Source organism: Massilia sp. 01N410 (genome assembly GCF_056399665.1).
This window is the reverse complement of sequence record NZ_JBFTRV010000016.1, coordinates 70,469-94,218: the sequence shown is the minus strand read 5'-3', so window position 1 is coordinate 94,218 and position 23,750 is coordinate 70,469. Positions and strand designations below refer to the sequence as shown.

Here is a 23,750-nt window from a genome sequence, read left to right as displayed (position 1 = left end):
AATTATCAAGAGATTTCTACAACGTGAGAAAAATTGCGTTGTAGCAAAATGAGAGCGCAGGTGTTACATTCCTTGCGCTTCACTCGTGTTTCGCTACACTGCATTGTGTGCTCTTCAGTTCGCGTTCAAGGATTTTCAGATGCTCAAGCTCGCGTTGGCTGCCGCCATTTCCATGATGTTCCTGCTTGAACCCTCGCAAGCCATGGCCGGCACCAAGCACAAGGGACGCGCGGTAAGCACCAAGCGGGTGAAACACCCGCCCAAGCGCACCGACCTCGCCAAGTCCATCGCCGCCGAGAACCGCGAGCAGATGGTGCGCCGGATCGAGATGGTGCACGGCAAGCGCAGGGTGGTCTACCAGCGCGTGCGCCGCGCCGCGCCGGCCATCGCCTTCCTCAGCGCCGGCGACCTGGCCGGCCTGGCCAAGACCCACGATCCGCTCGAGCTGCGCTCCTCGGTCGCCTATGTGATGGACCAGGCCAGCTCGGAAGTGCTGTTCGAAAAGAATTCCACCGTCGCCCTGCCGATCGCCTCTATCACCAAGCTGATGACCGGCCTGCTGGTAGTCCAGGCCCAGCAAAGCCTGGACGAGGTGCTGACCATCACCGATGCCGACGTCGACAAGCACAAGTTCACGACCTCGCGCCTGCCCGTCGGCACCCGCATGACGCGCGGCAACCTGCTGCACATTGCCCTGATGAGCTCGGAAAACCGCGCCGCCGCCGCACTCGGCCGCAACTATCCAGGCGGTATCAATGCCTTCGTCGATGCGATGAATGCCAAGGCGAAAGAACTCGGCATGAACGACACGCATTATGTGGATTCGAGCGGCCTGTCGAGCCAGAACGTGTCGAGCGCGCGCGACCTGGCCAAGCTGGTCATGACGGCCCACCACGAACCGCTGCTGCGCCAGTACACGACGGATCCGAACTACGTGGTCGAAGCCAGCGGCCGCCGCATGCAGTACCACAACACCAACTATCTGGTGGCCATGCCGGACTGGAACATCGGCCTGCAGAAGACCGGCTTCATCAACGAAGCGGGGCGCTGCCTGGTGATGCAGGCCATGATCCAGGGCCGCAACGTGGTCATGGTGTTCCTGGATTCGAAAGGGAAGCAGTCGCGGACCGCGGACGCGGGACGGATGCGCAAGTGGCTCGAGGCATTGAAGCCGGCGGCGATTCCGGCGTCGGCTGCGGCTGGGGTGCCGGTGACGGTGTCGGCGGTGGTGCCGGGGACGACTGCGCAGTAATTCTGACCGCTAACTTGTAAACGTCGTCCCCGCGAAGGCGGGGACCCAAGCTTGCTTAAGCAGTCGAAACGCACGCAGAACTTGGGGGGAATAGTGCTGGGGCACTATTCCCGCCTGCGCGGGAACGACGGGCCTATGAAACCCGATGCCCCAGCGTCGCCGAAATCTGCGCCGCCGTGTTCACCAGATCTTCCAGCCACTCATCCTGCAGCCGGTCCGCCGGCGCCGAGATCGACAGACCCGCGACCAGCTTGCCGCTGTCGTCGTGGATGCCGGCTGCCATGCAGCGCACGCCCAGTTCCAGTTCCTCGTTGTCGCGCGCATAGCCGCGCGAGCGCACCAGCGCCAGTTCGCGTTCCAGGCGGCCGAGGTCGGTGATCGAGTTCTTGTTGTGGCCGGCGAGGCCGGTGCGGGTCGCGTAGGCGCGGATCGCCTTCGGATCGTCGATCGACAGGAACAGCTTGCCGGTCGAGGTCAGGTGCAGCGGGCCGCGGCCGCCGATGGCGCGCACCACCTGCATGCCGGAGCGCTCGGAGAAGGCGCGGTCGATGTAGACGATCTCGTCGCCCTGGCGGACCGACAGGTTGACCGTCTGGCGGGTCTTGTTGTGCAGGGCGCGCATCAGGTCGACCGCCGCTTCGCGCACCGACAGCCGGCTCTTTACCACATTGCCCAGTTCCAGCAGGCGCATGCCGAGGCGGTAGGTGCCGGGCTCGACGCGGTCGACGAAGCGCGTCACGACCATGTCGTTGAGGATCCGGTGCGCGGTCGAGGGGTGCAGGCCGGATACTTTCGACAATTCCTTCAGGCTCACGGGGTCCGTATAGCTGGCCAGGACGTCGAGCAGGGCAACCATGCGTTCGATCACCTGGATGGAAGTTTTCGCCGGTTCGAGAGTTTCCATTTTCATGTTGTGCTTGCTGCGGTGCGGTATATTTCTCTACTTTATACCATAATGTGAAAATTGTGTTTAACGCGTTGTTTCGGAGTGGGGCATAATGCCAATCCTGCAAGCAATCACGACACCCATGGATCAACCAAGCAGCGAGTTCAAGAGCAAGGGCGGACTGGCGCGGATCGCCGGCGCTTTCCGTTATTCGATCGAAGGCTTCAAGACGGCCTGGCGGCATGAGCATGCTTTCCGCCAGGAACTGATGGTGGCGGTGCCGGCGGCGATCGTCGCGCTCTTGCTGCCGGTGTCCGCCTTCCAGAAGCTGGCCCTGATCGCGGTGCTCGGACTGGTATTGCTGGTGGAGCTGATCAACGCCGCCATCGAGGCGGTGGTCGACCGTGTGTCGCTGGAGCGCCATCCGCTGTCCAAGGCCGCCAAGGACCTGGGCAGCGCGGCGGTGGCACTGGCGATCACGATGGCTGCCGCGACCTGGGCCGTGGTCTTGTACAACCGCTTTTTTTGACCGCAGTTTCAGTCCCTTAACCTGAAGGAGATCAGCATGACTTTACGCCTGGGCGACACCGCTCCCGATTTCGAGCAGGACTCCACCATTGGCCGCATCCGCTTCCACGACTGGGCGGGCGATTCCTGGGTGGTACTGTTCTCGCACCCGGCCGACTTCACGCCGGTGTGCACGACCGAGCTGGGCCTGACCGCAAAACTGAAGCCGGAATTCGACAAGCGCAACGTCAAGGCCATCGCCCTGTCGGTCGACCCGGCCGAGCAGCACAAGGCCTGGATCAAGGATATCGAGGAAACCCAGCAGACCGTGGTCGGCTTCCCGATCATCGCCGATGCGGACAAATCGGTCTCCGAGCTGTACGACATGATCCACCCGAACCAGTCGGCCACCGCCACCGTGCGCTCGCTGTTCGTGATCGACCCGGCCAAGAAAGTGCGCCTGATCATCACCTACCCGATGAGCACCGGCCGCAACTTCGACGAAGTCCTGCGCGTGATCGACGCCCTGCAGCTGACCGACGGCTACACCGTCGCGACCCCGGGCAACTGGAAGGATGGCGACGACGTCATCATCCCGCTGACCATCCAGGATCCGGAACAGCTCAAGCAGAAATACCCGAAAGGCTATTCGGCGCCGCGTCCTTACCTGCGCCTCACCCCGCAGCCGAACAAGTAATGCTCCGCGTGCCCATGCGCAAGGCTTGCATAAGCAAAGAAGTAATCTGTTGTTTGCTTTACGGTTGAGGCACTTTACCCTTGGAGCCAATCTGGGGGTAAAGCATGTCCTTAACGTATATCCTGTCGGGGTTCGCCGTCGGTTTGCTGGTCGGAATGACCGGCGTCGGCGGCGGCTCGCTGATGACGCCGCTCCTGACGCTGCTGTTCGGCGTCACGCCGTCGGTGGCCGTCGGTACCGACCTCGCCTTCGCCTCGCTCACCAAGAGCGCCGGCACCATCACCCACCGCAAGCGCGGTAACGTCCAGTGGCATATCGTCGGCCGCCTGTGCATGGGCGCGCTGCCCGCCGCACTGCTGGCCACCCTGGCCCTGCAATACCTCGGTCCCCTGAACGCCGCCATCGGCCAGGTGATCCGCTATTCGATCGCCGTCTCCGTGCTGCTGACCGTGGTGGCGATCCTGTTCCGCACCCGCATGCTGGCCTGGGTCCACGCCAGACCCGGGCGCCAGCTGCAGGGCAGGAGCCTGGCGGCCGCCACCATCGCCGCCGGCGCCATCCTCGGCACCCTGGTCACCGTGTCCTCGATCGGCGCCGGTGCGATCGGCGCCACCCTGCTGGTGATGCTGTATCCGAAGCTGAGCCCGGCGGAAGTCGCGGGCACCGACATCGCTTATGCCGTGCCGCTGACCGCGATCGCCGCCTTCGGCCACTGGTGGCTGGGCTCGATCAACTGGATGCTGCTGGTGACCCTGCTGGTCGGTTCGGTGCCGGGCATCACCCTCGGTTCCTGGGCCGCGAAGGCGGTGCCGGAAGGCTTCCTGCGCGGTTTGCTGGCGATGACCCTGGCCGGGGTGGCGCTGAAGCTGATCTACTGAGGCGGCGGCCTCATACCGAAATCTTCTATACAAATAGAAAATGCTTCGTTTGTAATATGTAATTCGCGTGCAATTATGGCGCCCTATTAGAAGAAATTGTAATAAGGCCCTTCCATGAATACGCTAGTGACCAGCCGCAGCAGCGCCAACCGGGTGATTCCCGGCTTCGGGCTGTCGCTCGGCTTCACGATCTTCTACCTGGCGCTGATCGTGCTGATCCCGTTGTCGGCGATCTTCCTGAAAACCTTCACCATGAGCTGGGACGCGTTCTGGAACGCCGTCACCTCGGAACGCGTGATGGCTTCCTACCGCCTGAGCTTCGGCGCGGCCCTGATCGGCGCCGCCATCAACGTCGTATTCGGCGGCATCGTCGCCTGGGTGCTGGTGCGCTACCAGTTTCCCGGCAAGCGCTTCATCGACGCCCTGGTCGACCTGCCGTTCGCGCTGCCGACCGCGGTGGCCGGCATCACCCTGACCGCCCTCTATTCGAGCAACGGCTGGATCGGCAAATACCTGGAACCGCTCGGCATCAAGGTCGCCTTCACCCCGCTGGGCGTGGTGGTGGCGCTGACCTTCATCGGGCTGCCCTTCGTGGTGCGCACCGTGCAGCCGGTGCTGGAAGACGCCGAACGCGAGCTGGAAGAGGCCGCCGCCAGCCTGGGCGCCAGCCCCTGGCAGACCTTCACCCGCGTGATCCTGCCGGGCATCGTGCCGGCGCTGCTGACCGGCTTCGCGCTGGCCTTCGCGCGCGCCACCGGCGAATACGGCTCGGTCGTCTTCATCGCCGGCAACATGCCGATGGTTTCCGAGATCACGCCGCTGTTCATCATCACCAAGCTGGAGCAGTACGACTACACGGGCGCCACCGCGATCGCCGTGGTCATGCTGGTCGCTTCCTTCCTCCTCCTGCTGGCCATCAATCTGCTGCAGGCCTGGGCACGCAAACGGGCGGGCAAGTAAATGAGCGCAGTCCTCGACGACATCAAACCTGCCGACGCGGCCGCCGCCCGGGCGCCGCGCAAGGCCACCAATACCCTCGAGCCGGGCTGGGTGCGCTACGCATTGATCACGGTGGCGCTGCTGTTCCTGACCCTGTTCCTGTTCGTGCCCCTGGTGGCCGTGTTCGCCGAAGCGCTGAAGAACGGCTGGTCCACCTACAAGGAAGCGATCCTCGATCCGGACGCGCTGTCGGCCATCAAGCTGACCCTGATCGCGGCCCTCATCTCGGTGCCGCTGAACCTGGTGTTCGGCGTGGCAGCGGCCTGGGCCATCGCCAAGTTCGACTTCCGCGGCAAGAGCATCCTGCTGACCTTGATCGACCTGCCGTTCTCGGTCTCGCCCGTGATCGCCGGCCTGATCTACGTGCTGATGTTCGGTTCCCAGGGCTGGTTCGGCCCCTGGCTGATGGACCACGACATCAAGATCCTGTTCGCGGTGCCGGGCATCGTGCTGGCGACCGTCTTCATTACCTTCCCCTTCGTGGCGCGCGAGCTGATCCCGCTGATGCAGGCCCAGGGCAGCGAGGAAGAAGAGGCGGCGCTGGTGCTGGGCGCGTCCGGCTGGGCGACCTTTCGCCGCGTGACCCTCCCCAACATCAAGTGGGGCCTGCTGTACGGCGTGATCCTGTGTAATGCCCGCGCGATGGGCGAGTTCGGCGCCGTGTCCGTGGTGTCGGGCCACATCCGCGGCGAGACCAACACCATGCCGCTGCAGGTCGAGATCCTCTATAACGAATACAACTTCACGGCGGCGTTCGCGATCGCTTCGCTGCTGGCCCTGCTGGCCCTGGTCACGCTGGCGGTGAAATCCTTTATCGAATGGCGCTTGCATCAAAGCCGCAAAGCCAATATTTCGGAGCAATCGGCATGACGATCGAAGTCCAACACATTCGCAAGCAGTTCGGCCAGTTCACGGCCCTGGATGACGTTTCCCTGCAGTTCGCGGACGGCGAGCTGACCGCGCTGCTCGGGCCTTCCGGCTGCGGCAAGACCACGCTGCTGCGCATCATTGCCGGCCTGGAGTTTCCGGACGCCGGCCGCGTGCTGCTGGACGGCGCCGATGCCTCCGCCAGCCACGTGCGCGAGCGCCAGGTCGGCTTCGTGTTCCAGCACTATGCGCTGTTCAAGCACATGACGGTGTTCGAGAACGTCGCGTTCGGCTTAAGGGTGAAACCGCGCAAGGAACGCCCGAGCGAAGCCCAGATCCGCGAGAAAGTGAAAAAGCTGCTCGAACTGGTGCAGCTCGACTGGATCGCCGACCGCTATCCGCCGCAACTGTCCGGCGGCCAGCGCCAGCGCATCGCCCTGGCCCGTGCCCTTGCCGTGGAGCCGCGCGTGCTGCTGCTCGACGAACCCTTCGGCGCGCTGGACGCCAAGGTGCGCAAGGAACTGCGCCGCTGGCTGCGCCAGCTGCACGACGAACTGCACGTGACCTCGATCTTCGTCACCCACGACCAGGAAGAAGCGCTGGAAGTGGCCGACCAGGTGGTCCTGATGAACAAGGGCCGCGTCGAACAGCTCGGTACGCCGGACGCCGTCTACAACCAGCCGGCTTCGCCCTTCGTCTACGGCTTCCTGGGCAACGTCAACCTCTTCCACGGCCGCGTCAACGACGGCGTGCTGGCCAGCGGCGATGCGAAGTTCCATGCGCCCCAGTATGCCGGCGTGCAGAACGGCGAGGGCATCGCCTATGTGCGTCCGCACGACCTCGAGGTCGAGCGCTTCGTGCCGGGCGGCGAGGGCGTGCCGGTCAAGCTGCGCCGCGCGCATGCGATCGGCCCGCTCGCCCAGCTCGACCTGGAGCGCGCCGACAATGCTCAATTGATCGAAGCAGTGATACCAAATGAGCAGTTCCGCGCGCTCAATCTGCGCGACGGCGAGACCCTGCTGGTGAAGCCGCGCCGCATGCACGTTTTCGTTGATCAGGGTGAGGGAATATGAACTTTCAACAGCTGCGTTCAGTGCGCGAGGCGGCGCGTCGCAATTTCAACCTGACCGATGTGGCGAACGCCCTGTTCACCTCGCAGCCCGGGGTGTCGCGCCAGATCCGCGAGCTCGAGGACGAGCTGGGCGTGGTCATCTTCGAGCGCAACGGCAAGCGCCTGACCGGCATGACGGATCCCGGCAAGGGCATCCTCAAGATCATCGAGCGCCTGCTGGTCGAGGCCGAGAACCTGCAGCAGGCCAGCAGCGAGTACGCGGCCCAGGACAGCGGCACGCTCACCGTCGCCGTCACCCACACCCAGGCCCGCTATGCGCTGCCGCAGGTGGTGCAGGCCTTCCGCACCAGCTTCCCCGGCGTGCGCATCGCCTTGCAGCAGAGCGCGCCGGACCACATCGCCGAATGGGTGCTCTCGGGCCGCGCCGACATCGGCATCGCCACCGAGGGCCTGTCGACCTTCCCCGACCTGGTCTCCTTCCCGTGCTACCGCTGGAGCCACCTGGTGGTGGTGCCGGACGGCCATCCGCTGCTGCAGAAAAGCCCGATCAAGCTGGCCGACCTGGCCGAGTATCCCCTGATCACCTACGACGTCGGCTTCACCGGCCGCGGCCACATCGACGCCGCCTTCGCGGCCGCCGGCGTGAATCCGGACATCGTCCTCACCGCCATGGATTCGGACGTGATCAAGCAGTATGTGTCGCTGGGGATGGGGGTCGGTATCGTCGCTTCGATGGCCTTCGACCATGGACGTGACCGCGGGCTGCGGGCGATCGAGTCCTCACACCTGTTTGCGCCGAATGTGACCCGGCTGGCGGTGCGCAAGGGGGCTTACCTGCGGGCGTATGCGTATGACTTCATCGAGCGGTTTGCCCAGGGCTTTACGCGGGCGGATATCGAGCGGGCGCTGCATCCCGTCGTGGCGGAATAGTTACCGCCGTCATTCCCGCGCAGGCGGGAATCCAGGTTCGGTGGTCGGCTGCCAACCTGGGTCCCCGCCTGCGCGGGGACGACGGTCAGAAGTTACTGGCCGGGATTCGTATACCGCCCATGAATCTCATCGATCGCCTTCATCACTTCGACCGGCAAGACGGTGCTCTCCGCATCGATGTTCTCCTTCAGCTGCGCCAGCGTGGTCGCCCCGATGATGGTCGACCCCACGAACCAGCGCGAATGGCACCACGCCAGCGACATCTGCGCAGGGCTCAATCCGTTGGCACGCGCCAGTTCCGCATATTCCTTCACTGCCGCGAACACGGCCGGACGCAAGTAGCGCGGGCTCCAGGTCGGCGGGTAGATCGTGAGGCGGCCGCGTGCCTGCGGGTTGTCGACGTACTTGGCGCTCAGCTGGCCGAAGGCGAGGGGGCTGTAGGCCAGCAGGCTCACGTCTTCGCGGTAGCAGACTTCGTCCAGCAGCGTGGTTTCGAAGGCGCGCGCGGTCAGGTTGTACAGATTCTGGATGGTGGCGATGCGCGGCAGGCCCTTCATCTCGGCCTGCTTGATGTACTCGCACACGCCCCAGGGGCTCTCGTTCGACACCCCGATGTGGCGGATCTTGCCTTCCTTGATGAGTTCGCCCAGCACGGCCAGCGTGTCCTCGATCGGCACGCCGGCGCGTTCCTTCTTCGGCTCGAACTGGTTGGCGCCGAAGATCGGCACGTTGCGGCTCGGCCAGTGCAGCTGGTAGAGGTCGATGTAGTCGGTCTGCAGGCGCTTCAGGCTCTCGTCGACGGCGGCGCGGATGTTGTTCGCATCCAGGTTGTGCCGGCCGCCGCGGATCCAGGTCTGGTTCGCGTTCGGGCCGGCGGCCTTGGTGGCCAGCACGACCTGGCCGCGCTTGCCGGATTTCCTGAGCCAGCTGCCGATGAAGCGTTCGGTCGAGCCCTGGGTGCCGGCGCTGGGCGGTACCGGGTACATCTCGGCGGTGTCGATGAAGTTGATGCCGCGTTCGAGTGCGTAGTCGAGCTGGCTATGCGCGTCGGCTTCGGTGTTCTGTTCGCCGAAGGTCATGGTGCCGAGACAGACGCGGGAGACGGTGAGGTCGGTGCGGCCGAGTTTGTTCGTCTTCATTCGGATCCTTTCAGCTTGCGCGGCTGAGCACCGGGTTCTGCCCCCTGAGCGCGTCCGCACACTCCTTCACCAGCCCCGGCCCACGGTAGATCAGTCCGCTGTACAACTGCACCAGCTGGGCGCCGGCCGCGATTTTGGCCTTGGCGTCGCGGCCGCTCAGGATGCCGCCCACGCCAATGATCGGGACCGCATCGCCGACTTCCTTCTTGAGCGCGCGGATCACGATGTTCGACAGGTCGAACACGGGGGCGCCGGACAGGCCGCCCTGCTGATTGGCGTGGCGGAGGTTCTCGACGTCGCGGCGGCCGAGCGTGGTGTTGGTGGCGATCACGCCGTCGATGCCGTGGCGCAGCAGGGCCGCGCCGATGTCGCGGATCTGGTCGGCGTCGACGTCGGGCGCGATCTTCAGGGCCAGCGGCACGTAGCGGCCGTGCTCGTCGGCCAGGCGCGACTGCTCGCCCTTGAGCTGGCCCAGCAGGGCGTCGAGTTCGGAGGCGCCCTGCAACTGGCGCAGGTTCTTGGTGTTCGGCGACGAGATGTTCACCGTCACGTAGCTGGCGTAAGGGTAGACCTTGCGCAGGCAGTGCAGGTAGTCCTCGGCGGCGCGTTCGATCGGGGTGTCGGCGTTCTTGCCGATGTTCAGGCCGAGCACGCCCTGCTGCTCCAGGTAGAAGCGCGAAGCGCGCACGTTGGCGACGAAGGCGTCGACGCCGCCGTTGTTGAAGCCCATGCGGTTGATGATGGCGCGCGCGGCGGGCAGGCGGAAGATGCGCGGCTTCGGATTGCCGGCCTGCGGGCGCGGCGTCACGGTGCCGACTTCGATCGAGCCGAAGCCCAGGGCCGCCAGGCCGTCGATATAGGCGCCGTCCTTGTCGAGGCCGGCGGCCAGGCCGACCGGGTTCGGGAAGGTGATGCCCATCACGGTGCGCGGGTCGGGCCTGGGCTTCCTGACCAGGCCGGTCAGGCCGAGCGCGTGCGCGCGGCGCAAGGCGGGCAGGGTCAGGTTGTGGGCCGTTTCGGGATCGAGGGAAAACAGCAGCGGGCGGGCGAGGGCGTACAAGAGTTTGTCGGACATGGCTGGCCAAAAGTGAGTTGCCGACATTCTACCTTGTACGGGTGGGTGTGGCGCACCGCCCGGGGTCAAGGTTCCAGCACGCCCCACACGCCGTCGATGCGCGCCTCCAGCGGCCGGAAATTGATCTTGTACGCCATCTTGGGACTCTGTTCGATCCAGTAGCCCAGGTAGACGTAGGGCAGGCCCAGCTCGCGCGCCTGCTCGATCTGCCACATCACGTTGAAGGTGCCGAAGGAAGCGCCCTCGACGTCGGGATCGAAGAAGGTGTAGACCGATGACAGGCCGTCGGACAGCACGTCGATGATCGACACCATCCGCAGCGTGCCGTCCGGCTCGCGGAACTCCACCAGGCGCGTATTCACGCGGCTCTGCAGCAGGAACTGGGCGTACTGGTCGCGGCTGTCCTGGTCCATGCCGCCGCCGACGTGGCGGGTGGTCTGGTAGCGCAGGTAGAGCGCATAGTGCTCGTCCGAGAACGACAGGTTGGCCACCATCGCGGACAGGTCCGCGTGGCGCTTCCAGGCGCGGCGCTGGCTGCGGTTGGGCGCGAAGTCGTTGACGGCCACGCGCACGGGGATGCAGGCGCGGCAGCCGTCGCAGTAGGGCCGGTAAGTAAAGATCCCGCTGCGGCGGAAACCGTTGCGCACCAGTTCCGAATACACGTCCGCGTTGATCAGGTGCGAAGGCGTGGCGACCTGCGAGCGCGCCTGGCGCGCGTCGAGGTAGCTGCACGGATAGGGCGCCGTGGTATAGAACTGCAGCGTGGAAAAGGGCAAGTCATTTAAGTGCGTCATGCAATGCTCTCGAGACGACGTGTTTGACCCATTGTAGCCAAAGACGGCGCGGCGCACCGTTAGGTGGTCAACGGTGACGTAACTTCCCACCTCTCGATGGGGGGCTCGGCGATCGCCTGCCGCAGGTGGTCGAGGAAGACCTTGCGCGGAATCGGGAAGGCGCCGAGCGAGGCCAGGTGGCCGGTCTCCTGCTGGCAGTCGAGCATGCGTACGCCATGGCTGCGCAGGAAAGCGACCAGGTAGGCCAGCGCCACCTTGGAGGCGTCGGACACGCGCGCGAACATCGACTCGCCGTAGAACATGCGGCCGATGCAGACGCCATAAGCGCCGCCGACAAGTTCGCCGTCCAGCCACACTTCCGCCGAATGCGCATAGCCCATCCGGTGAAGGCCGGTGTAGCCGGCGATGATGTCTTCGGAGATCCAGGTGCCGGGCCCGTCCTTGCGCGGCGCGGCGCAGGAGCGCATCACGGATTCGAAGGCGCTGTCGAAGCGCACCACCCAGGGACCGTCCTCGCAGCGCGAACGTTCGACCTTGCGCAGGGTCTTTTTGAGGCTGTCGGAAATCTTGAAGTGGTCGGTGTACAGCACCATGCGCGGATCGGTGCTCCACCACAGGATGGGCTGGCCTTCCGAGAACCAGGGGAAGATGCCGTTGCGGTAGGCCTGCAGCAGGCGCTGGGGCGAGAGGTCGGCGCCGGCCGCGAGCAGGCCGGGCGCGTCGGTGGTCAACGCTTCGGATACGTCGGGGAACGGCGTATTTGCCTCGAGCCAGGGAATCATGGTGCGGGATGGGTCAATCGGGTTCGACGGGGGCTCGCATCGGCCTCGTGATGTCGCGGCTGTGAAAACCGTAGCTGCCGCCTTCGAGCACCTTGCGACGGTCGGCGAAGAACAGCTCCAGCGTGGTGCGGATGGTCGGGAAGGCCAGCTCGTCCCAGGGGATCTCGTGTTCGGTGTACAGCTGCACGTCCAGACTCTCGATGCCGGGCGCGAAATCCAGGTCGAGCAGGCGCGCCAGGTAGAACAGGTGGACCTGGTGCACGTGGGCGACGTTGAGCAGGGTGAACAGGTCGCCGAGTTCGACGTTGGCGCCGGCTTCCTCCTCGGTCTCGCGCACCGCGGCCTGGCCGGTGGTCTCTTCGTTTTCCATGAAGCCGGCCGGCAGCGTCCAGTAGCCGTAGCGCGGCTCGATCGCGCGCTTGCACAGCAGTACCTTGAGTTCGCCGTCCTGTTCCCAGACAGGAATCGAGCCGATCACCATCTTCGGGTTCTGGTAATGGATGGTGCCGCATTGGGTGCACACGTAGCGCGGACGGTTGTCGCCTTCGGGGATGGCCACCGTCACCGGATGGGCGCACTCGGAGCAGAATTTCATGAAAAAAGTAGGTAGTAACGTTGCCCTTACTTTACCACCGTATCGTGCCGGCTGTGCCGCAATCCGTACGCGCTGCGAGGCCCCATGCAAGCAGCTTATGCCGCACCCGGCCCGGCAAACCGGACCGGCATTGCGCAAATGGCCGGAGCTGCGTATAATACGAACCATCAGACGCGGGGTGGAGCAGTCTGGCAGCTCGTCGGGCTCATAACCCGAAGGTCACAGGTTCAAATCCTGTCCCCGCAACCAGATTCCAAGGCCGTTGATCCTGTTCAGGATCAGCGGCCTTTTCATTTTCCCTGCCGGCCCCGGCAGCGCCTGAAGCGCCTCAATCCCCATCTCCTTCGCCGCAACCCCTGCGGCCCAGTCCGGTCGAAGACATGTCGGCTGAATGCGGAGTCTTTCGATGATAACTGTGGACGAGATTAACGAAGCCTGGGGCTGGACCGGCCTGAACGCCGTGGAAGTGCTCGGGGAGAATGCCTTCGGCAACCTGATCATCCGCGACGACGAGGACCGCTACTGGCGCCTGTCGCCGCAGGACCTGTGCTGCGAACCGGTGGCCGAAGACCGCGCCGCCCTCGATGCCCTGTCGTATAACCAGGAATTCCTGAACGACTGGTATATGCCCGAACAGGTGTACCTGGCCGAATCCACGCTGGGTCCTCTCAGCGCCGGCCGCAAGTACTGCCTCAAGATACCGAGCGCGCTGGGCGGCCATTACGGGCGCGACAACCTGGCCACCGTGCCCTTGTCCGAACTGATCCGCTTCGCCGGCGAAGGCGCCCAGCAGTTCGAGGGCCTGCCGCGCTGGAAGTGAGCAGCCGCACGGAGGCTGCGAACACACTTAGAAGTCCTTCAGGAATCCCACCTGGAACAGGTCGCGGTCGTCGGTCTGGCGGAAGGTCTTGACCCGGTTGAAGTTCGCGAACACGCGCGCGTGGCGCGACACGGCGTGCTCGACCTGGAAGGTGATCAGCAGGTTGCCGTGGGTGATGTTGTCGGCGCGCCGGTTGCGGGCGACATAGGGGCCGAGTCCGGCGCTGATCGCGAAGCGCGGCGTGACCCGCTGCACGTAGAACAACTGGGCGGCCACGCCGCGGCGATCGACCCGGGCGCCGTCGTCGCCTTCGAACAAGAACTTGCCGGACACGGCCCAGTGCTCCATGCGCTCGCCCAGGTAGCGGCGCGCTTCCAGCACGGCGGCCAGGGCGGCGTCGGTGCCGGACATATTCGTGATCGAGCTGCCGCCCGAGACGCCGAACCAGGTCTGGCCGTCGGCGGGGTCGGTTTCGGGATCGGCTTCCGAGCGGCCGAACTGGCGGCCGATGCCGATCATCAGCGCATCGGAGCGGTGCACATTGCGCATCTGTACGTGGTTGTAGCCGATGCGCAGGTGGGTGCCTTGCGGCATGAAGTGCAGCGGCAGCCGCAGGCCCACGCTGGCCAGCGCGCCGACGTTGGCGTCGTCGATCTGGCGGCCGTCGATGACGGTCGTGTTCATGCTCAGGTAGGGGCCGATGCCCAGTTCGATGGCACTGCCCGCGCCCAGCTGGCGAACCATCAGCCATTGCACGGCGAAACCGTCGCGGTGGTTGTTGTCCGGATGGCCTTCGTTATAATGGACGAAGTCGATTCGTTCGCTGAGCGTGTCCGGCAGGGGCGAACCGAACAGGGTGCGCTGCTGGCGTCCCGCGCGAACCTCGAAGGTGCGTCCGCGCATCCAGACGTTACCCTCGGCATTGCCGCCTTGGATGCGGCCGTTGCCGAATATCGCCGACAGGTAGGCGCCGTGGTCGTCCGGGGCATCGGTGATGTCGGTCGGTGCGTTCTGGGTACGTTGAGCGCTCTGGGCCTGGGCGGGGCTGGCGCATGCGAGCAGCATGGCGAGCAGGGAAACGGATAAGGTCGGTTTAATGTTCATGACCTAAGTTTAATACCGCTTGCGTATCCCCACCAGAAACAGATCGCGGTCGTCCATCCGGACAAAGGTTTTTACGCGTCCGAAGTCGAAAAAGACCTGGGTATCGCGCGACAGGGCGCGCTCGGCCTGCAGGCTGATCAGGAGGTTGCCGCGCACCGGGGCGTCGGTCTGGTCGCGCTCGCGGCGGTTCCTGGCGAAATACGGACCGATTCCTGCGCTCATCGAAAAGCCCGGCGTGACTTCCTGCACGTAGCGGAGCTGGCTCGCCAGGCCGCGCCGGTCGACGCGGCTGCCGTCGCTGCCTTCCAACAGGATCCGCGCCGACCAGGCCCAGTGCACGGCGCCGTGGTCGAGGTCGCGGCCGGCATCGAGCACGGTGACGCGGCCGGTGGCGGTGCCGGGCATGCTGGTGACCGCTGCGCCGCCCGACACGCCGAACCAGAGCGGCGTGGACGCTTCGCGGATCGGCCCCTGCGCAACCGGCCCGAACTGGCGGGCGACGCCGAGCATCAGGGCGTCCGAGCGGTGCACGCCCGGCATCTGGGCGTGGTTGAAGCCCAGCCGCAGATACGTTCCCTCCGGCGCGGAGAACAGCCGCATGCGCAGCGCCGCGCTGAGCAGCAGGCCCCAGCGGGTATCGTCGAGCTGGCGGCCGTCGAGGAAGGTCGTGTTCATGCTCAGGTAGGGACCGGTGCCGAACTCGGTGGAGAACCGTTCGTCGAGCTGCCAGACGCCGGCCCATTGCAGGGCGAAGCCGTCGCGGTGATTGTTGTCGGGGTGGCCTTCGTTGTAGTAGACGACGTCGATGCGGCTGCCGGCAGCCTCGTTCAGCGGCCGGCCGATGCGCAGTTCGCCGGCGCGGCTGCGCATCCAGCGGTTGCCGACGGCCTGGCCGCCCTCGATGCGGCCGCCGCCGTGCTGCACCGAAAGATAAGTGCCGCTGTCGGCCGTCTCATCCCCGGCCTTGGCGCTGCCGGCCCAGGCCAGCAGCAGTACGCAGATGCATGCTCGTGCTTTCATTCCCGCCCCCTGTAGCTGACGACCTCATCAGTCTCACCAGGCGGGATGCCGCCGCCTTGTGTTAGCTCAGGCTCGCCCACAGGTGGGCCGCGGCCATGGTGCGATGCGGGCGGTAGTTGGCGAGAAAGGCCGCGGCTTCCGCCAGGTTCGGGCGTTCCGCCGTGCCGAGCAGGCGGGCGATGGCGGTCCGCACGGCAACGTCGCCTTCGAGCGAGCAATCGGCAAAGCCATAGCCGCGCAGCAGGCCGTAATTCACGGTCCAGGGACCGATGCCCTTTACCGCCAGCAGGCGCTCGCCGACCTCGTGCAGATCGGCATCGCGGTCCAGGGGAAGCAGTCCGTCGGCCAGCAGGCGCGCCAGCCGCAGCAGGGTCTCGGCCTTGGCGCGCGAGAACTTGCGGCTGGTGAGCTGGTCGAGGTCGAGGCGGGCCGCATCCTCCGCGTCAGGATAGCACCACAGGCCGTCCGGGTGCGCGCAGCCGGCCAGCGAGATGAAGGTGCGGCGCAGGGAGATCGCGAACGCCAGGTTGATCTGCTGGCCGATGACGGCCCAGCTCAGGGCTTCGAAGACGCTGGCCGACTGGATCACGCGCAGCCCGTGCTCACGCGCCACCAGCGGCGCGAACAGGGGATCGTCCGCTACCTGCGCCTCGAAGGGAGAGGGATCGATGCGCAGGCCCAGCACGTTGAGCAGCATGCCCTCCACCTGGGCCGGCAGCCGGGCGGCATCGATGTCGACCGTGCACAGGGCCCGGTCCGGATGCGTACCCAGGTCGATGCCGAGCACCGCCGGCACGCCGTCGGCCATCACGCCCTTGCGGATGGTGCGGGCGTCGATGCGCTCGGCCAGGCCTTCGGCGTCACGGCCGTGGAAGGTGAAGACGTCCTGCCGGCGGTAGTCCGGCGGCAGCGCGATGGCCAGTTCGAAGCGGCTCATTTACCTGCTGCCGGTGCAGTGGAGCGCCGCTCCGCGCCGCGGCTGAAGCGCGGCACGAAGCCCGTCACCAGGGCGGTGCCGAGCAGCACGATGGCGGAGCCGGCGATGGTGTACCAGCCGATGGTCTCGCCGAGGAAGAGGGCGCCCCACAGGATGCCGAAAACCGGGTTCAGGAAGGTCACCGTCAGGGCCGACGTGGTGCCGACTTCCTCGATCAGGCGGAAGTAGAGGATATAGGCGATGCCGCTGCACAGCACGCCCAGTGCCACGACCGCGCCGACGATGCCTGGTGTCGGCGTGCCCGTCATCGGGAAGAAGGGCAGGGCCGGCAGCACCATCAGGCTCGAGGTCCACATGGTGCCGTGGGCGTTGGCGAAGGGTTCGACGCTCTTCGCCGAGCGCGCATACTGGCTGGCGATGCCGTAGCTCAGCGCGGCCACGAGGGCGGCGGCCACGGCCAGGCCGGCGCCCGGCTTGCTGGAGACATGATCGAAGCCGACCAGCAGGGCCACGCCCGCCGTTCCCAGCAGCAGGCCGAGGGCGGTGCGCAGGCCGATCGCATGGCGGGTCCAGATCGCGCCGACGATCGCGCCCCACATCGGCGCGGTGGCGTTCAGCACCGACAGCACCGATGCCGACAGGGTGCGCGCGCCGAACGCGAACAGCAGGAAGGGCAGGGCGGAATTGAAGAAGCCGAGGATGAAGAAATGTTTCCAGTTGGCGCGCAGGTCGAGGCGCTTCTTCAGCACGAAGCCGACCGCGGCCAGGAACAGGGCGGCGAACAGCACGCGGAACTCGATCAGCACCGCCGGCCCCAGCACGGGGGCGCTGATGCGCATGAAGAGGAAGGAGCCGCCCCAGATGGCGGCAAGGGAGATGAGGCGCAGCAGGTTGGCGGTGTTCATTGCGTTATTCCGTGTGAAGCGTCAGGCATGATGGCCTGATGCGGCGCCGAAGGCTCTCCGTTTCTTGCTGCCGAATTGGAAAGTGCGGCGGGGAACTGGCAATGATACAAAAAATGCTGGGCAGCTGCTGACGGCCCGGGAATGACGGTTACAGGCTTACGGCACCATGGCCTTCTTCGCCGCCTTCTTGGCCTTGATTTCCGCCTGCGCCTTCTCGATCGCCGCCAGGCGTGCCGCGATGGCCGGGTGGTTGGCGCTGTAGCCGTTCAGCACCGTGGCCGGATGCGTTTCGTTCAGGCGCTTCCAGAAATTGTCGGCGTTGTCGATGCCGTAGCCGGCGCGGGCGGCCAGGTAGAGGCTGAGGCGGTCGGCGGCGGCATCCATCTCGGGCGGCATGGCCTTGACGCCGCCGCTGCCGATCAGCATCGAAGTGTCCGGCGTGACGCTCTTGAGGTTGTCGATGATGCTGCCGATGGTCGACACGTTGCGCTGGGCGGCGGCGTGGCCGAGCATGTTGTGGGCCATGGTCTTGGCCAGCACGTAGGCCAGTTCCTCGTCGTTGCGCGTGAAGTTGATCATGCCGCGCGTGACCAGCACGCGCGAGCCGTCGGCATAGGCGTTGACGTTGTCGGCGTTGCCCAGTTCGATCGCGAAGGCGCAGGCGCGCGTGACCGGAATCGAGAGCTGGCGCTCGCTGTCGTGGCGTTCCACCGTCATCGGCAGCGTGGCCTGGGAAGCGATGATCTTGCCGAAGATGCTGCCGGCCTGGCTCAGCGCGTGCTGGCCGGTGGGCAGCGGCTTGCCGCCGGCGGAGAGCAGCACGTCGCCGGTCTGCAGGCCGGCCTTGGCGGCGCCGCTGCCGGCCAGCACGCTGGTCACCTGCAGGCGTTCGTCCATGCCGAAGGCGACATGCGCGGCCTCGTTGTAGTCGCCCGGGTAGGACCAGCGGTTCTTGGCGGTAAAGCCGAGCAGAGCCCTGGCCTGGCCCTTGCACAGTTCGGCGTTCTGGATGAGGAGGGGAGCGGCCACCTTGTACAGGCGGTTTTGCAGGTCCGCCATCCTGGTCAGGGTGTCGGCGGCGGCGGCCATCTGCGGGTTCAGGACAGGCGCCTCGGGCGTGCGTTCGACGACGCGCGGTACCGTTCCTGGCTGCTGCGGTGCCTGGGTGGCGCAGCCGGTCAACAGCAGGGCGATGGATGTGGCGAATGCAGCCGCGAAGCGATTGGCGCTCATGTGCTCCTCATGTCTGGTTTATTGTTTGCCGGTGCTGCCGAATCCTCCGGCGCCCCGGTCGCTCGATGCGAACTCCTCCACGACGTTGAAACCAACCTGAACGACGGGAACCACGACCAGCTGCGCAAGCCTGTCCATCGGCTGCAGCGTGAACGTGGACTGGCCCCGGTTCCAGGTCGATACCATCAGCTGGCCCTGGTAATCGGAGTCGATCAAGCCTACCAGATTGCCGAGAACGATGCCGTTCTTATGGCCGAGGCCACTGCGCGGCAGGATCATAGCCGCATGGCCCGGGTCGGCGATGTGGATGGCGAGGCCGGTCGGCACCAGCACCGTCTGGCCCGGTTCGAGCACGAGCGGCGCATCGATGCAGGCGCGCAGGTCCAGGCCCGCGCTGCCGCCGGTGGCGTAGGCGGGCAGGAAGTCCTTCATGCGCGGGTCGAGAATCTTGAGGTCGATCTGTTTCATGGAGAGTGATGCGTGGAGCGTGAAGCGTTGATGGGTGGATCAGGTAAGCAGCGACCGCTGTTCGAGGCGCTTGGCGATTTCCGAGACCAGCTGGCGCGCCAGCTGCAGCTTGCCCGCCTGTGGCAGCACGGTGTGGCCGCTGTCGTCGAACAGGACGATGGCATTCTCATCCTGCCCGAAGGTATGGTGGCCGATATTGCCGACCAACAAAGGGATGCCTTTCTTCTCGCGCTTGGCGGCGCCGTATTCGACCAGGTTTTCCGACTCGGCGGCAAAGCCGACGCAGTAGGGCCAGCCGCTCAGCGAGGTGGTGGCGGCGACGGTCGCGAGGATGTCCGGATTCTGCGCGAACTGCAGCTCCGGCGTGCCGCTGCCGTCCTTCTTGATCTTCTGCGCGCTGGCATTCTCGACGCGCCAGTCTGCCACCGCGGCCACGCCGACGAAGATGTGCTGGCCGGCGATGCCCGCCATGACGGCGTCCAGCATCTGCCGGGCGCTCTGCACGTCGATGCGGCGCACGCCGTGCGGCGTGTCGAGCGCGGTCGGACCCGATACCAGGGTCACCTCGGCGCCGGCTTCGCGCGCGGCGCGCGCCACCGCATAGCCCATCTTGCCGGACGACAGATTGGTGATGCCGCGCACCGGGTCGATCGCCTCGTAGGTCGGACCGGCCGTGATCAGCACGCGCTTGCCCGCAAGGACCTTGGGCTGGAACGAGGCCACCAGCTCTTCCAGCAGCTCGTGCGGCTCCAGCATGCGGCCCATGCCGGTCTCGCCGCAGGCCTGGGAGCCGGCGGCCGGACCAAAGATCTGCACGCCGTCTTCGCGCAGCTGCGCGACGTTGCGCTGGGTCGCCGGCTTTTCCCACATCTCGACGTTCATGGCCGGCGCCACCAGCAGCGGCACCTGGTGCGGGCGCGCCAGGCACAGGGTCGACAGCAGGTCGTCGGTGGCGCCGTGGGCCAGCTTGAACAGGAAGTCGGCCGAGCAGGGCGCGACCAGGATCGCATCGGCGTCGCGTGTCAGGTCGATGTGGGCCATGTTGTTGGGGACGCGGCCGTCCCACTGGTCGGTGTAGACGGTGCGGCCGGACAGGGCCTGCATCGTCACCGGACCGATGAAGTGGGTGGCGGCATCGGTCATCACGACCTGCACGCTCGCGCCTTCCTTGGCCAGGGCGCGGCACAGTTCCGCGGCCTTGTAGCAGGCCACGCCGCCGGACAGGCCGAGGACGATCTTCTTGCCCTTCAGGTCCATGCTCATGGGAAGCTCCTTAGTGCTTGTTCACCCGGCGCAGTTCGTCGAAGATGAACAGGACCGCACCGATGGTGATCGCGCTGTCGGCGATGTTAAAGGCCGGGAAGTGGCCGACGCCGGACAGGTGGAAATCGAGGAAGTCGATCACGTGGCCGTAGGCCAGGCGGTCGATCAGGTTGCCCAGCGCGCCGCCCATGATCAGGGCCAGGGCCCAGCAGAACATGCGCTGGCCGGCGTGTTTGCGCAGCAGGTAGATGATGAATACCACGGCGGCGATGGCGATGCCGGCGAAGAAGTACTTCTGCCAGCCGCCCTGGTTGGACAGGAAGCTGAAGGCGGCGCCCGGGTTATACGCCAGCACCAGGTTGAAGAAGCTGGTGATCGGCTTCTCTTCGCCGTGCATGAAGGTGCGGGTGATGGTGATCTTGCTGATCTGGTCGAGCAGGATCACGATGAAGGCAATGCCAATCCAGGGCGCGAGGCTGGCGCCGGAGCTGGATTTGACGGCGGTGAAGCTTGGTTTGGTTTTTTTTGTGGCCATGGCTTGGACGATGAGGGAGGGGGTGCCCGCCCGCGCGGCCCTGTCGGACCGCATGCGGGCGGCGGCTTCTCAATGCTTAGGCAAAGCGGCGCTGCTCACCGCTGCCGAACAGATTGCTCGTGCAGCGGCCGCACAGGCCCGGATGCGCATGGTCGTGGCCGACGTCGCGGCGGTAGTGCCAGCAGCGCTCGCACTTTTCCGCTTCGGACGGGGTCACGGTCACCGCTTCCTGGGCCGCGTCATCGACCTTCTCGACGCCCGCCTGCGAGGTGATGAAGACGAACTTCAGGTCGTCTTCCAGGCTGGCCAGCGCGTCGTACTTCTCGCCGGTGGCCTTGAGCGCCAGTTCCGCCTGCAGCGAGGAGCCGATCGCGCCGGATGCGCGCACTTCCTCGAGCTGCTTGGTGACGTCGGCACGCACCGCGCGCAGCAGGGCGTACTTGGCCACCAGGGCGTCGCGGCCGGCGATCTCCGGGAAGTTCCAGAGGGTCTGGGTAAAGATCGTCTCGTCGCTTTCCGCATAGGCTTTCTCGCCGGCGAACACGGCCCAGGCTTCCTCGGTGGTGAAGGACAGGATCGGCGCCATGATGCGCAGCAGGGCGTGCGCGATATGCCACAGCGCGGTCTGCGCCGAACGGCGGGAGAGCGAGTCGACGCCGGTCGTGTACAGGCGGTCCTTCAGGATGTCGAGGTAGAAGCCACCCAGGTCTTCCGAGCAGAAGTTCTGCAGGCGGGCGACCACCGGGTGGAACTCGTAGCGTTCGAAATGGGCTGCGATGTCGGCTTGCAGCTTCTCGGTCTCGGCCAGCGCGTAGCGGTCGATCTCCAGCATCTCGGCCACTGGCACGGCGTTCCTGGCCGGATCGAAGTCCGAGGTGTTCGCCAGCAGGAAGCGCAGGGTGTTGCGGATGCGGCGGTAGGACTCGGTCACGCGCTTGAGGATCTCTTCGCCGATCGACAGCTCGCCGGTATAGTCGGTCGAGGCCACCCACAGGCGCAGGATGTCGGCGCCCAGCGTATCCGAGATCTTCTGCGGCGCCAGCGTGTTACCCAGCGACTTCGACATCTTCTTGCCGTTTTCGTCGACGGTGAAGCCGTGGGTCAGCAGCGCCTTGTACGGCGGACGGCCGTTCAGCATCGACGAGGTCAGCAGCGAGGAGTGGAACCAGCCGCGGTGCTGGTCCGAGCCTTCCAGGTAGAGGTCGGCCGGGAAGGCCAGCTGTTCCTTGTGCGAGCCGCGCAGCACGGTCTGGTGGGTGGTGCCGGAATCGAACCAGACGTCCAGGGTGTCGCGGTTCTTCTCAAAGATCTCGGCGTCATCGCCCAGCAGCTCGCGCGGGTCGAGCTGGTGCCAGGCGTCGATGCCGTTCGCTTCGATCAGCTTGGCCACCTGCTCCAGCAGTTCCGGGGTGCGCGGGTGCAGCGCGCCGGTCTCCTTGTGGATGAAGAAGGCCATCGGCACGCCCCACTGGCGCTGGCGCGACAGGGTCCAGTCCGGACGGTTGGCGATCATGCCGTGCAGGCGCGCCTGGCCCCAGTCCGGGAAGAATTTGGTGGCGTCGATGCCGGCCAGCGCGGTCTCGCGCAGGGTCGGGCCGCCGTCCGCAGGTAGGACGTCCATGCCGGCGAACCACTGGCTGGTGGCGCGGTAGACGATCGGGGTCTTGTGGCGCCAGCAGTGCATGTAGCTGTGGTCGAACATCTTCAGCTCGAACAGGGCGCGCGCTTCGGTCAGGGCGGAGCAGATCGGTTTGCTGGCTTCCCAGATCGTCATGCCGCCGAACAGCGGCAGGGTCGAGGCGAAGCGGCCGTCGCCCATCACCGGTTTCAGGATCTCGTCATCCTTCATGCCGTGCGCCTTGCAGGACTGGAAGTCTTCCAGGCCGTAGGCCGGGGCCGAGTGGACCACGCCGGTGCCGCTGTCGGTGGTGACGTAATCGGCCAGGTAGACCGGCGAAGTGCGGTCGTAGAAGGGATCGGCCTTGTGCAACGGGTGCTTGAAGCGGATGCCTTCCAGCTTGGCGCCTTCGGTGGTCGCGACGATCTCGCCTTCCAGCTTGTAGCGCTGCAGGACGGATTCCGCCAGGTCTTTCGCGATGATCAGCAGGACCGGCTTGCCGTCCTTCTCGGTCTTCACCAGCGCATACGTCACTTCCGGGTGCACGTTCAGCGCCTGGTTCGACGGGATGGTCCACGGGGTGGTGGTCCAGATCACGATGAAGCCGTCGCCTGCCGGCAGTTCGGCCAGGCCGAAAGCGGCGGCCAGCTTTTGCGGTTCCGCGAACGGGAAGCCGACGTCGATCGCCGGATCGCGCTTGTCCTGGTATTCCACCTCTGCCTCGGCCAGCGCCGAGCCGCAGTCGAAGCACCAGTTCACCGGCTTCAGGCCGCGGTAGACGTAACCCTTTTCCAGCAGCGTGCCGAGGGCGCGCAGTTCGTCGGCCTCGTTACCGTAGGCCATGGTCATGTAGGGATTGTCCCATTCGCCCAGCACGCCCAGGCGGATGAAGCCGGCGCGCTGGCGGTCGATCTGCTCGAGGGCGTAGGCGCGGGCTTTCTGAAGAACTTCGGCAGTCGGTAGATTTTTGCCGTACAGTTTTTCGATCTGGATCTCGATCGGCATGCCGTGGCAGTCCCAGCCCGGCACATAGGGCGCGTCGAAACCGGCCATGGTGCGCGATTTGACGACCATGTCCTTCAGGATCTTGTTGACGGCGTGGCCCAGGTGGATGTCACCGTTGGCGTAGGGCGGACCGTCGTGCAGCACGAACTTCGGACGGCCGGCAGCCGCCTTGCGGACGCGCTCGTAAATCTTTTTCTCTTGCCATTGCTTGACCCAGCCCGGTTCGCGCTTGGCGAGGTCGCCGCGCATCGGGAAGGCGGTATCGGTCATGTTGACCGGATATTTGCTGTCGGGCTTGTTGCCCCCTTGTTTGGCGCCTTTCGGGCCGTTCTTCGTATCGGACATAGGATTTTTCTAAAGTGGACTGCT

General features: G+C 65.7%; 24 protein-coding genes and 1 tRNA gene. 10 read left to right on the top strand and 15 right to left on the bottom strand.

From position 1 onward, the window contains the following. The first annotated feature begins 139 nt into the window (after positions 1 to 139). Positions 140 to 1,252 (top strand): D-alanyl-D-alanine endopeptidase, encoded by a 1,113-nt coding sequence (gene pbpG / locus AC1DOP_RS19990; protein ID WP_442123361.1) that lies wholly within the window; start codon positions 140 to 142, stop codon positions 1,250 to 1,252. A 133-nt stretch (positions 1,253 to 1,385) separates the two neighbouring features. Here the strand turns inward: pbpG and AC1DOP_RS19985 are convergent, their stop codons facing one another. Further along, positions 1,386 to 2,162: an IclR family transcriptional regulator gene (locus AC1DOP_RS19985; RefSeq protein ID WP_442123362.1), complete on the bottom strand. Its 777-nt coding sequence runs from the start codon at positions 2,160 to 2,162 to the stop codon at positions 1,386 to 1,388. A 118-nt stretch (positions 2,163 to 2,280) separates the two neighbouring features. Here AC1DOP_RS19985 and AC1DOP_RS19980 point away from each other — a divergent pair, with 118 nt between their 5' ends. From AC1DOP_RS19980 to AC1DOP_RS19950, 7 genes are all read left to right on the top strand, one after another. Next, positions 2,281 to 2,667 carry a diacylglycerol kinase gene (locus AC1DOP_RS19980; RefSeq protein ID WP_477252954.1) on the top strand — a complete coding sequence of 129 codons (387 nt, stop codon included), beginning with the start codon at positions 2,281 to 2,283 and terminating at the stop codon, positions 2,665 to 2,667. Positions 2,668 to 2,703: 36 nt separating this feature from the next. Further along, entirely contained in the window at positions 2,704 to 3,342 is a 639-nt protein-coding gene (locus AC1DOP_RS19975) for a peroxiredoxin (RefSeq protein WP_477252952.1), read from the top strand. Positions 3,343 to 3,446: 104 nt separating this feature from the next. Further along, positions 3,447 to 4,220 (top strand): sulfite exporter TauE/SafE family protein, encoded by a 774-nt coding sequence (locus AC1DOP_RS19970; protein WP_477252950.1) that lies wholly within the window; start codon positions 3,447 to 3,449, stop codon positions 4,218 to 4,220. A 114-nt stretch (positions 4,221 to 4,334) separates the two neighbouring features. Next, positions 4,335 to 5,180, top strand: a complete 846-nt coding sequence (gene cysT / locus AC1DOP_RS19965) for a sulfate ABC transporter permease subunit CysT (protein WP_442123366.1) — start codon at positions 4,335 to 4,337, stop codon at positions 5,178 to 5,180. Further along, positions 5,181 to 6,089: a sulfate ABC transporter permease subunit CysW gene (gene cysW, locus AC1DOP_RS19960; RefSeq protein ID WP_442123367.1), complete on the top strand. Its 909-nt coding sequence runs from the start codon at positions 5,181 to 5,183 to the stop codon at positions 6,087 to 6,089. It abuts the gene before it with no gap. Further along, complete coding sequence (locus AC1DOP_RS19955) at positions 6,086 to 7,159, top strand: sulfate/molybdate ABC transporter ATP-binding protein (protein ID WP_442123368.1); 1,074 nt, start codon at positions 6,086 to 6,088, stop codon at positions 7,157 to 7,159. The genes cysW and AC1DOP_RS19955 overlap by 4 nt, the downstream gene beginning before the upstream one ends. Beyond that, entirely contained in the window at positions 7,156 to 8,088 is a 933-nt protein-coding gene (locus AC1DOP_RS19950; RefSeq protein WP_442123369.1) for a CysB family HTH-type transcriptional regulator, read from the top strand. The genes AC1DOP_RS19955 and AC1DOP_RS19950 overlap by 4 nt, the downstream gene beginning before the upstream one ends. A 92-nt stretch (positions 8,089 to 8,180) precedes the next feature. Here AC1DOP_RS19950 and AC1DOP_RS19945 read toward each other — a convergent pair whose 3' ends face one another. The 5 genes from AC1DOP_RS19945 to AC1DOP_RS19925 all read right to left on the bottom strand — a co-directional run bounded on the left by AC1DOP_RS19945 (position 8,181) and on the right by AC1DOP_RS19925 (position 12,473). Further along, positions 8,181 to 9,227 (bottom strand): aldo/keto reductase, encoded by a 1,047-nt coding sequence (locus tag AC1DOP_RS19945; RefSeq protein WP_442123370.1) that lies wholly within the window; start codon positions 9,225 to 9,227, stop codon positions 8,181 to 8,183. 10 nt (positions 9,228 to 9,237) lie between these two features. Continuing rightward, a complete protein-coding gene (locus AC1DOP_RS19940; protein WP_442123371.1) occupies positions 9,238 to 10,302 on the bottom strand; it encodes a quinone-dependent dihydroorotate dehydrogenase in 1,065 nt (354 codons plus the stop codon). A 65-nt stretch (positions 10,303 to 10,367) separates the two neighbouring features. Further along, complete coding sequence (locus tag AC1DOP_RS19935) at positions 10,368 to 11,096, bottom strand: arginyltransferase (RefSeq protein WP_477252946.1); 729 nt, start codon at positions 11,094 to 11,096, stop codon at positions 10,368 to 10,370. A 59-nt stretch (positions 11,097 to 11,155) separates the two neighbouring features. Further along, positions 11,156 to 11,878: a leucyl/phenylalanyl-tRNA--protein transferase gene (gene aat, locus AC1DOP_RS19930; protein ID WP_442123373.1), complete on the bottom strand. Its 723-nt coding sequence runs from the start codon at positions 11,876 to 11,878 to the stop codon at positions 11,156 to 11,158. A gap of 13 nt (positions 11,879 to 11,891) precedes the next feature. Next, positions 11,892 to 12,473 (bottom strand): NUDIX hydrolase, encoded by a 582-nt coding sequence (locus tag AC1DOP_RS19925; protein WP_442123374.1) that lies wholly within the window; start codon positions 12,471 to 12,473, stop codon positions 11,892 to 11,894. A gap of 172 nt (positions 12,474 to 12,645) precedes the next feature. Here AC1DOP_RS19925 and AC1DOP_RS19920 point away from each other — a divergent pair. Both AC1DOP_RS19920 and AC1DOP_RS19915 read left to right on the top strand, forming a co-directional pair. Continuing rightward, a tRNA-Met gene (locus AC1DOP_RS19920) sits at positions 12,646 to 12,722 on the top strand. 157 nt (positions 12,723 to 12,879) lie between these two features. Continuing rightward, positions 12,880 to 13,293, top strand: a complete 414-nt coding sequence (locus AC1DOP_RS19915; RefSeq protein ID WP_442123375.1) for a T6SS immunity protein Tdi1 domain-containing protein — start codon at positions 12,880 to 12,882, stop codon at positions 13,291 to 13,293. Between the two features lie 27 nt (positions 13,294 to 13,320). Here AC1DOP_RS19915 and AC1DOP_RS19910 read toward each other — a convergent pair whose 3' ends face one another. From AC1DOP_RS19910 to ileS, 9 genes are all read right to left on the bottom strand, one after another. Further along, complete coding sequence (locus AC1DOP_RS19910; RefSeq protein WP_477252943.1) at positions 13,321 to 14,397, bottom strand: hypothetical protein; 1,077 nt, start codon at positions 14,395 to 14,397, stop codon at positions 13,321 to 13,323. 9 nt (positions 14,398 to 14,406) lie between these two features. Then, a complete protein-coding gene (locus AC1DOP_RS19905; protein ID WP_477252941.1) occupies positions 14,407 to 15,417 on the bottom strand; it encodes a hypothetical protein in 1,011 nt (336 codons plus the stop codon). 61 nt (positions 15,418 to 15,478) lie between these two features. After that, positions 15,479 to 16,354, bottom strand: a complete 876-nt coding sequence (locus tag AC1DOP_RS19900; RefSeq protein ID WP_477252939.1) for a DNA-3-methyladenine glycosylase 2 — start codon at positions 16,352 to 16,354, stop codon at positions 15,479 to 15,481. Further along, entirely contained in the window at positions 16,351 to 17,259 is a 909-nt protein-coding gene (locus AC1DOP_RS19895; protein WP_477252937.1) for a DMT family transporter, read from the bottom strand. The genes AC1DOP_RS19900 and AC1DOP_RS19895 overlap by 4 nt, the downstream gene beginning before the upstream one ends. 156 nt (positions 17,260 to 17,415) lie before the next feature. Next, positions 17,416 to 18,492 carry a M48 family metallopeptidase gene (locus AC1DOP_RS19890; protein ID WP_477252935.1) on the bottom strand — a complete coding sequence of 359 codons (1,077 nt, stop codon included), beginning with the start codon at positions 18,490 to 18,492 and terminating at the stop codon, positions 17,416 to 17,418. Between the two features lie 18 nt (positions 18,493 to 18,510). Continuing rightward, entirely contained in the window at positions 18,511 to 18,960 is a 450-nt protein-coding gene (dut, locus tag AC1DOP_RS19885; protein WP_477252933.1) for a dUTP diphosphatase, read from the bottom strand. Positions 18,961 to 18,999: 39 nt separating this feature from the next. Then, positions 19,000 to 20,217, bottom strand: coding sequence for a bifunctional phosphopantothenoylcysteine decarboxylase/phosphopantothenate--cysteine ligase CoaBC (gene coaBC / locus AC1DOP_RS19880; protein WP_477253007.1), 1,218 nt, complete (start codon positions 20,215 to 20,217; stop codon positions 19,000 to 19,002). Between the two features lie 16 nt (positions 20,218 to 20,233). Beyond that, positions 20,234 to 20,758, bottom strand: a complete 525-nt coding sequence (lspA, locus tag AC1DOP_RS19875) for a signal peptidase II (protein ID WP_442123382.1) — start codon at positions 20,756 to 20,758, stop codon at positions 20,234 to 20,236. Between the two features lie 76 nt (positions 20,759 to 20,834). Further along, complete coding sequence (gene ileS / locus AC1DOP_RS19870) at positions 20,835 to 23,726, bottom strand: isoleucine--tRNA ligase (RefSeq protein ID WP_477252931.1); 2,892 nt, start codon at positions 23,724 to 23,726, stop codon at positions 20,835 to 20,837. Positions 23,727 to 23,750 lie beyond the last annotated feature (24 nt).

Coding starts and splice junctions, on each gene's coding strand:
- ileS (WP_477252931.1), bottom strand. CDS start 23,726: ATGTCCGATACGAAGAACGGCCCGAAAGGCGCCAAACAAGGGGGCAAC.
- AC1DOP_RS19980 (WP_477252954.1), top strand. CDS start 2,281: ATGGATCAACCAAGCAGCGAGTTCAAGAGCAAGGGCGGACTGGCGCGG.
- AC1DOP_RS19950 (WP_442123369.1), top strand. CDS start 7,156: ATGAACTTTCAACAGCTGCGTTCAGTGCGCGAGGCGGCGCGTCGCAAT.
- dut (WP_477252933.1), bottom strand. CDS start 18,960: ATGAAACAGATCGACCTCAAGATTCTCGACCCGCGCATGAAGGACTTC.
- AC1DOP_RS19890 (WP_477252935.1), bottom strand. CDS start 18,492: ATGAGCGCCAATCGCTTCGCGGCTGCATTCGCCACATCCATCGCCCTG.
- AC1DOP_RS19985 (WP_442123362.1), bottom strand. CDS start 2,162: ATGAAAATGGAAACTCTCGAACCGGCGAAAACTTCCATCCAGGTGATC.
- aat (WP_442123373.1), bottom strand. CDS start 11,878: ATGATTCCCTGGCTCGAGGCAAATACGCCGTTCCCCGACGTATCCGAA.
- AC1DOP_RS19910 (WP_477252943.1), bottom strand. CDS start 14,397: ATGAACATTAAACCGACCTTATCCGTTTCCCTGCTCGCCATGCTGCTC.
- AC1DOP_RS19975 (WP_477252952.1), top strand. CDS start 2,704: ATGACTTTACGCCTGGGCGACACCGCTCCCGATTTCGAGCAGGACTCC.
- AC1DOP_RS19895 (WP_477252937.1), bottom strand. CDS start 17,259: ATGAACACCGCCAACCTGCTGCGCCTCATCTCCCTTGCCGCCATCTGG.
- pbpG (WP_442123361.1), top strand. CDS start 140: ATGCTCAAGCTCGCGTTGGCTGCCGCCATTTCCATGATGTTCCTGCTT.
- coaBC (WP_477253007.1), bottom strand. CDS start 20,217: ATGGACCTGAAGGGCAAGAAGATCGTCCTCGGCCTGTCCGGCGGCGTG.
- AC1DOP_RS19945 (WP_442123370.1), bottom strand. CDS start 9,227: ATGAAGACGAACAAACTCGGCCGCACCGACCTCACCGTCTCCCGCGTC.
- AC1DOP_RS19955 (WP_442123368.1), top strand. CDS start 6,086: ATGACGATCGAAGTCCAACACATTCGCAAGCAGTTCGGCCAGTTCACG.
- AC1DOP_RS19905 (WP_477252941.1), bottom strand. CDS start 15,417: ATGAAAGCACGAGCATGCATCTGCGTACTGCTGCTGGCCTGGGCCGGC.
- AC1DOP_RS19915 (WP_442123375.1), top strand. CDS start 12,880: ATGATAACTGTGGACGAGATTAACGAAGCCTGGGGCTGGACCGGCCTG.
- AC1DOP_RS19900 (WP_477252939.1), bottom strand. CDS start 16,354: ATGAGCCGCTTCGAACTGGCCATCGCGCTGCCGCCGGACTACCGCCGG.
- AC1DOP_RS19940 (WP_442123371.1), bottom strand. CDS start 10,302: ATGTCCGACAAACTCTTGTACGCCCTCGCCCGCCCGCTGCTGTTTTCC.
- AC1DOP_RS19925 (WP_442123374.1), bottom strand. CDS start 12,473: ATGAAATTCTGCTCCGAGTGCGCCCATCCGGTGACGGTGGCCATCCCC.
- lspA (WP_442123382.1), bottom strand. CDS start 20,758: ATGGCCACAAAAAAAACCAAACCAAGCTTCACCGCCGTCAAATCCAGC.
- cysT (WP_442123366.1), top strand. CDS start 4,335: ATGAATACGCTAGTGACCAGCCGCAGCAGCGCCAACCGGGTGATTCCC.
- cysW (WP_442123367.1), top strand. CDS start 5,181: ATGAGCGCAGTCCTCGACGACATCAAACCTGCCGACGCGGCCGCCGCC.
- AC1DOP_RS19970 (WP_477252950.1), top strand. CDS start 3,447: ATGTCCTTAACGTATATCCTGTCGGGGTTCGCCGTCGGTTTGCTGGTC.
- AC1DOP_RS19935 (WP_477252946.1), bottom strand. CDS start 11,096: ATGACGCACTTAAATGACTTGCCCTTTTCCACGCTGCAGTTCTATACC.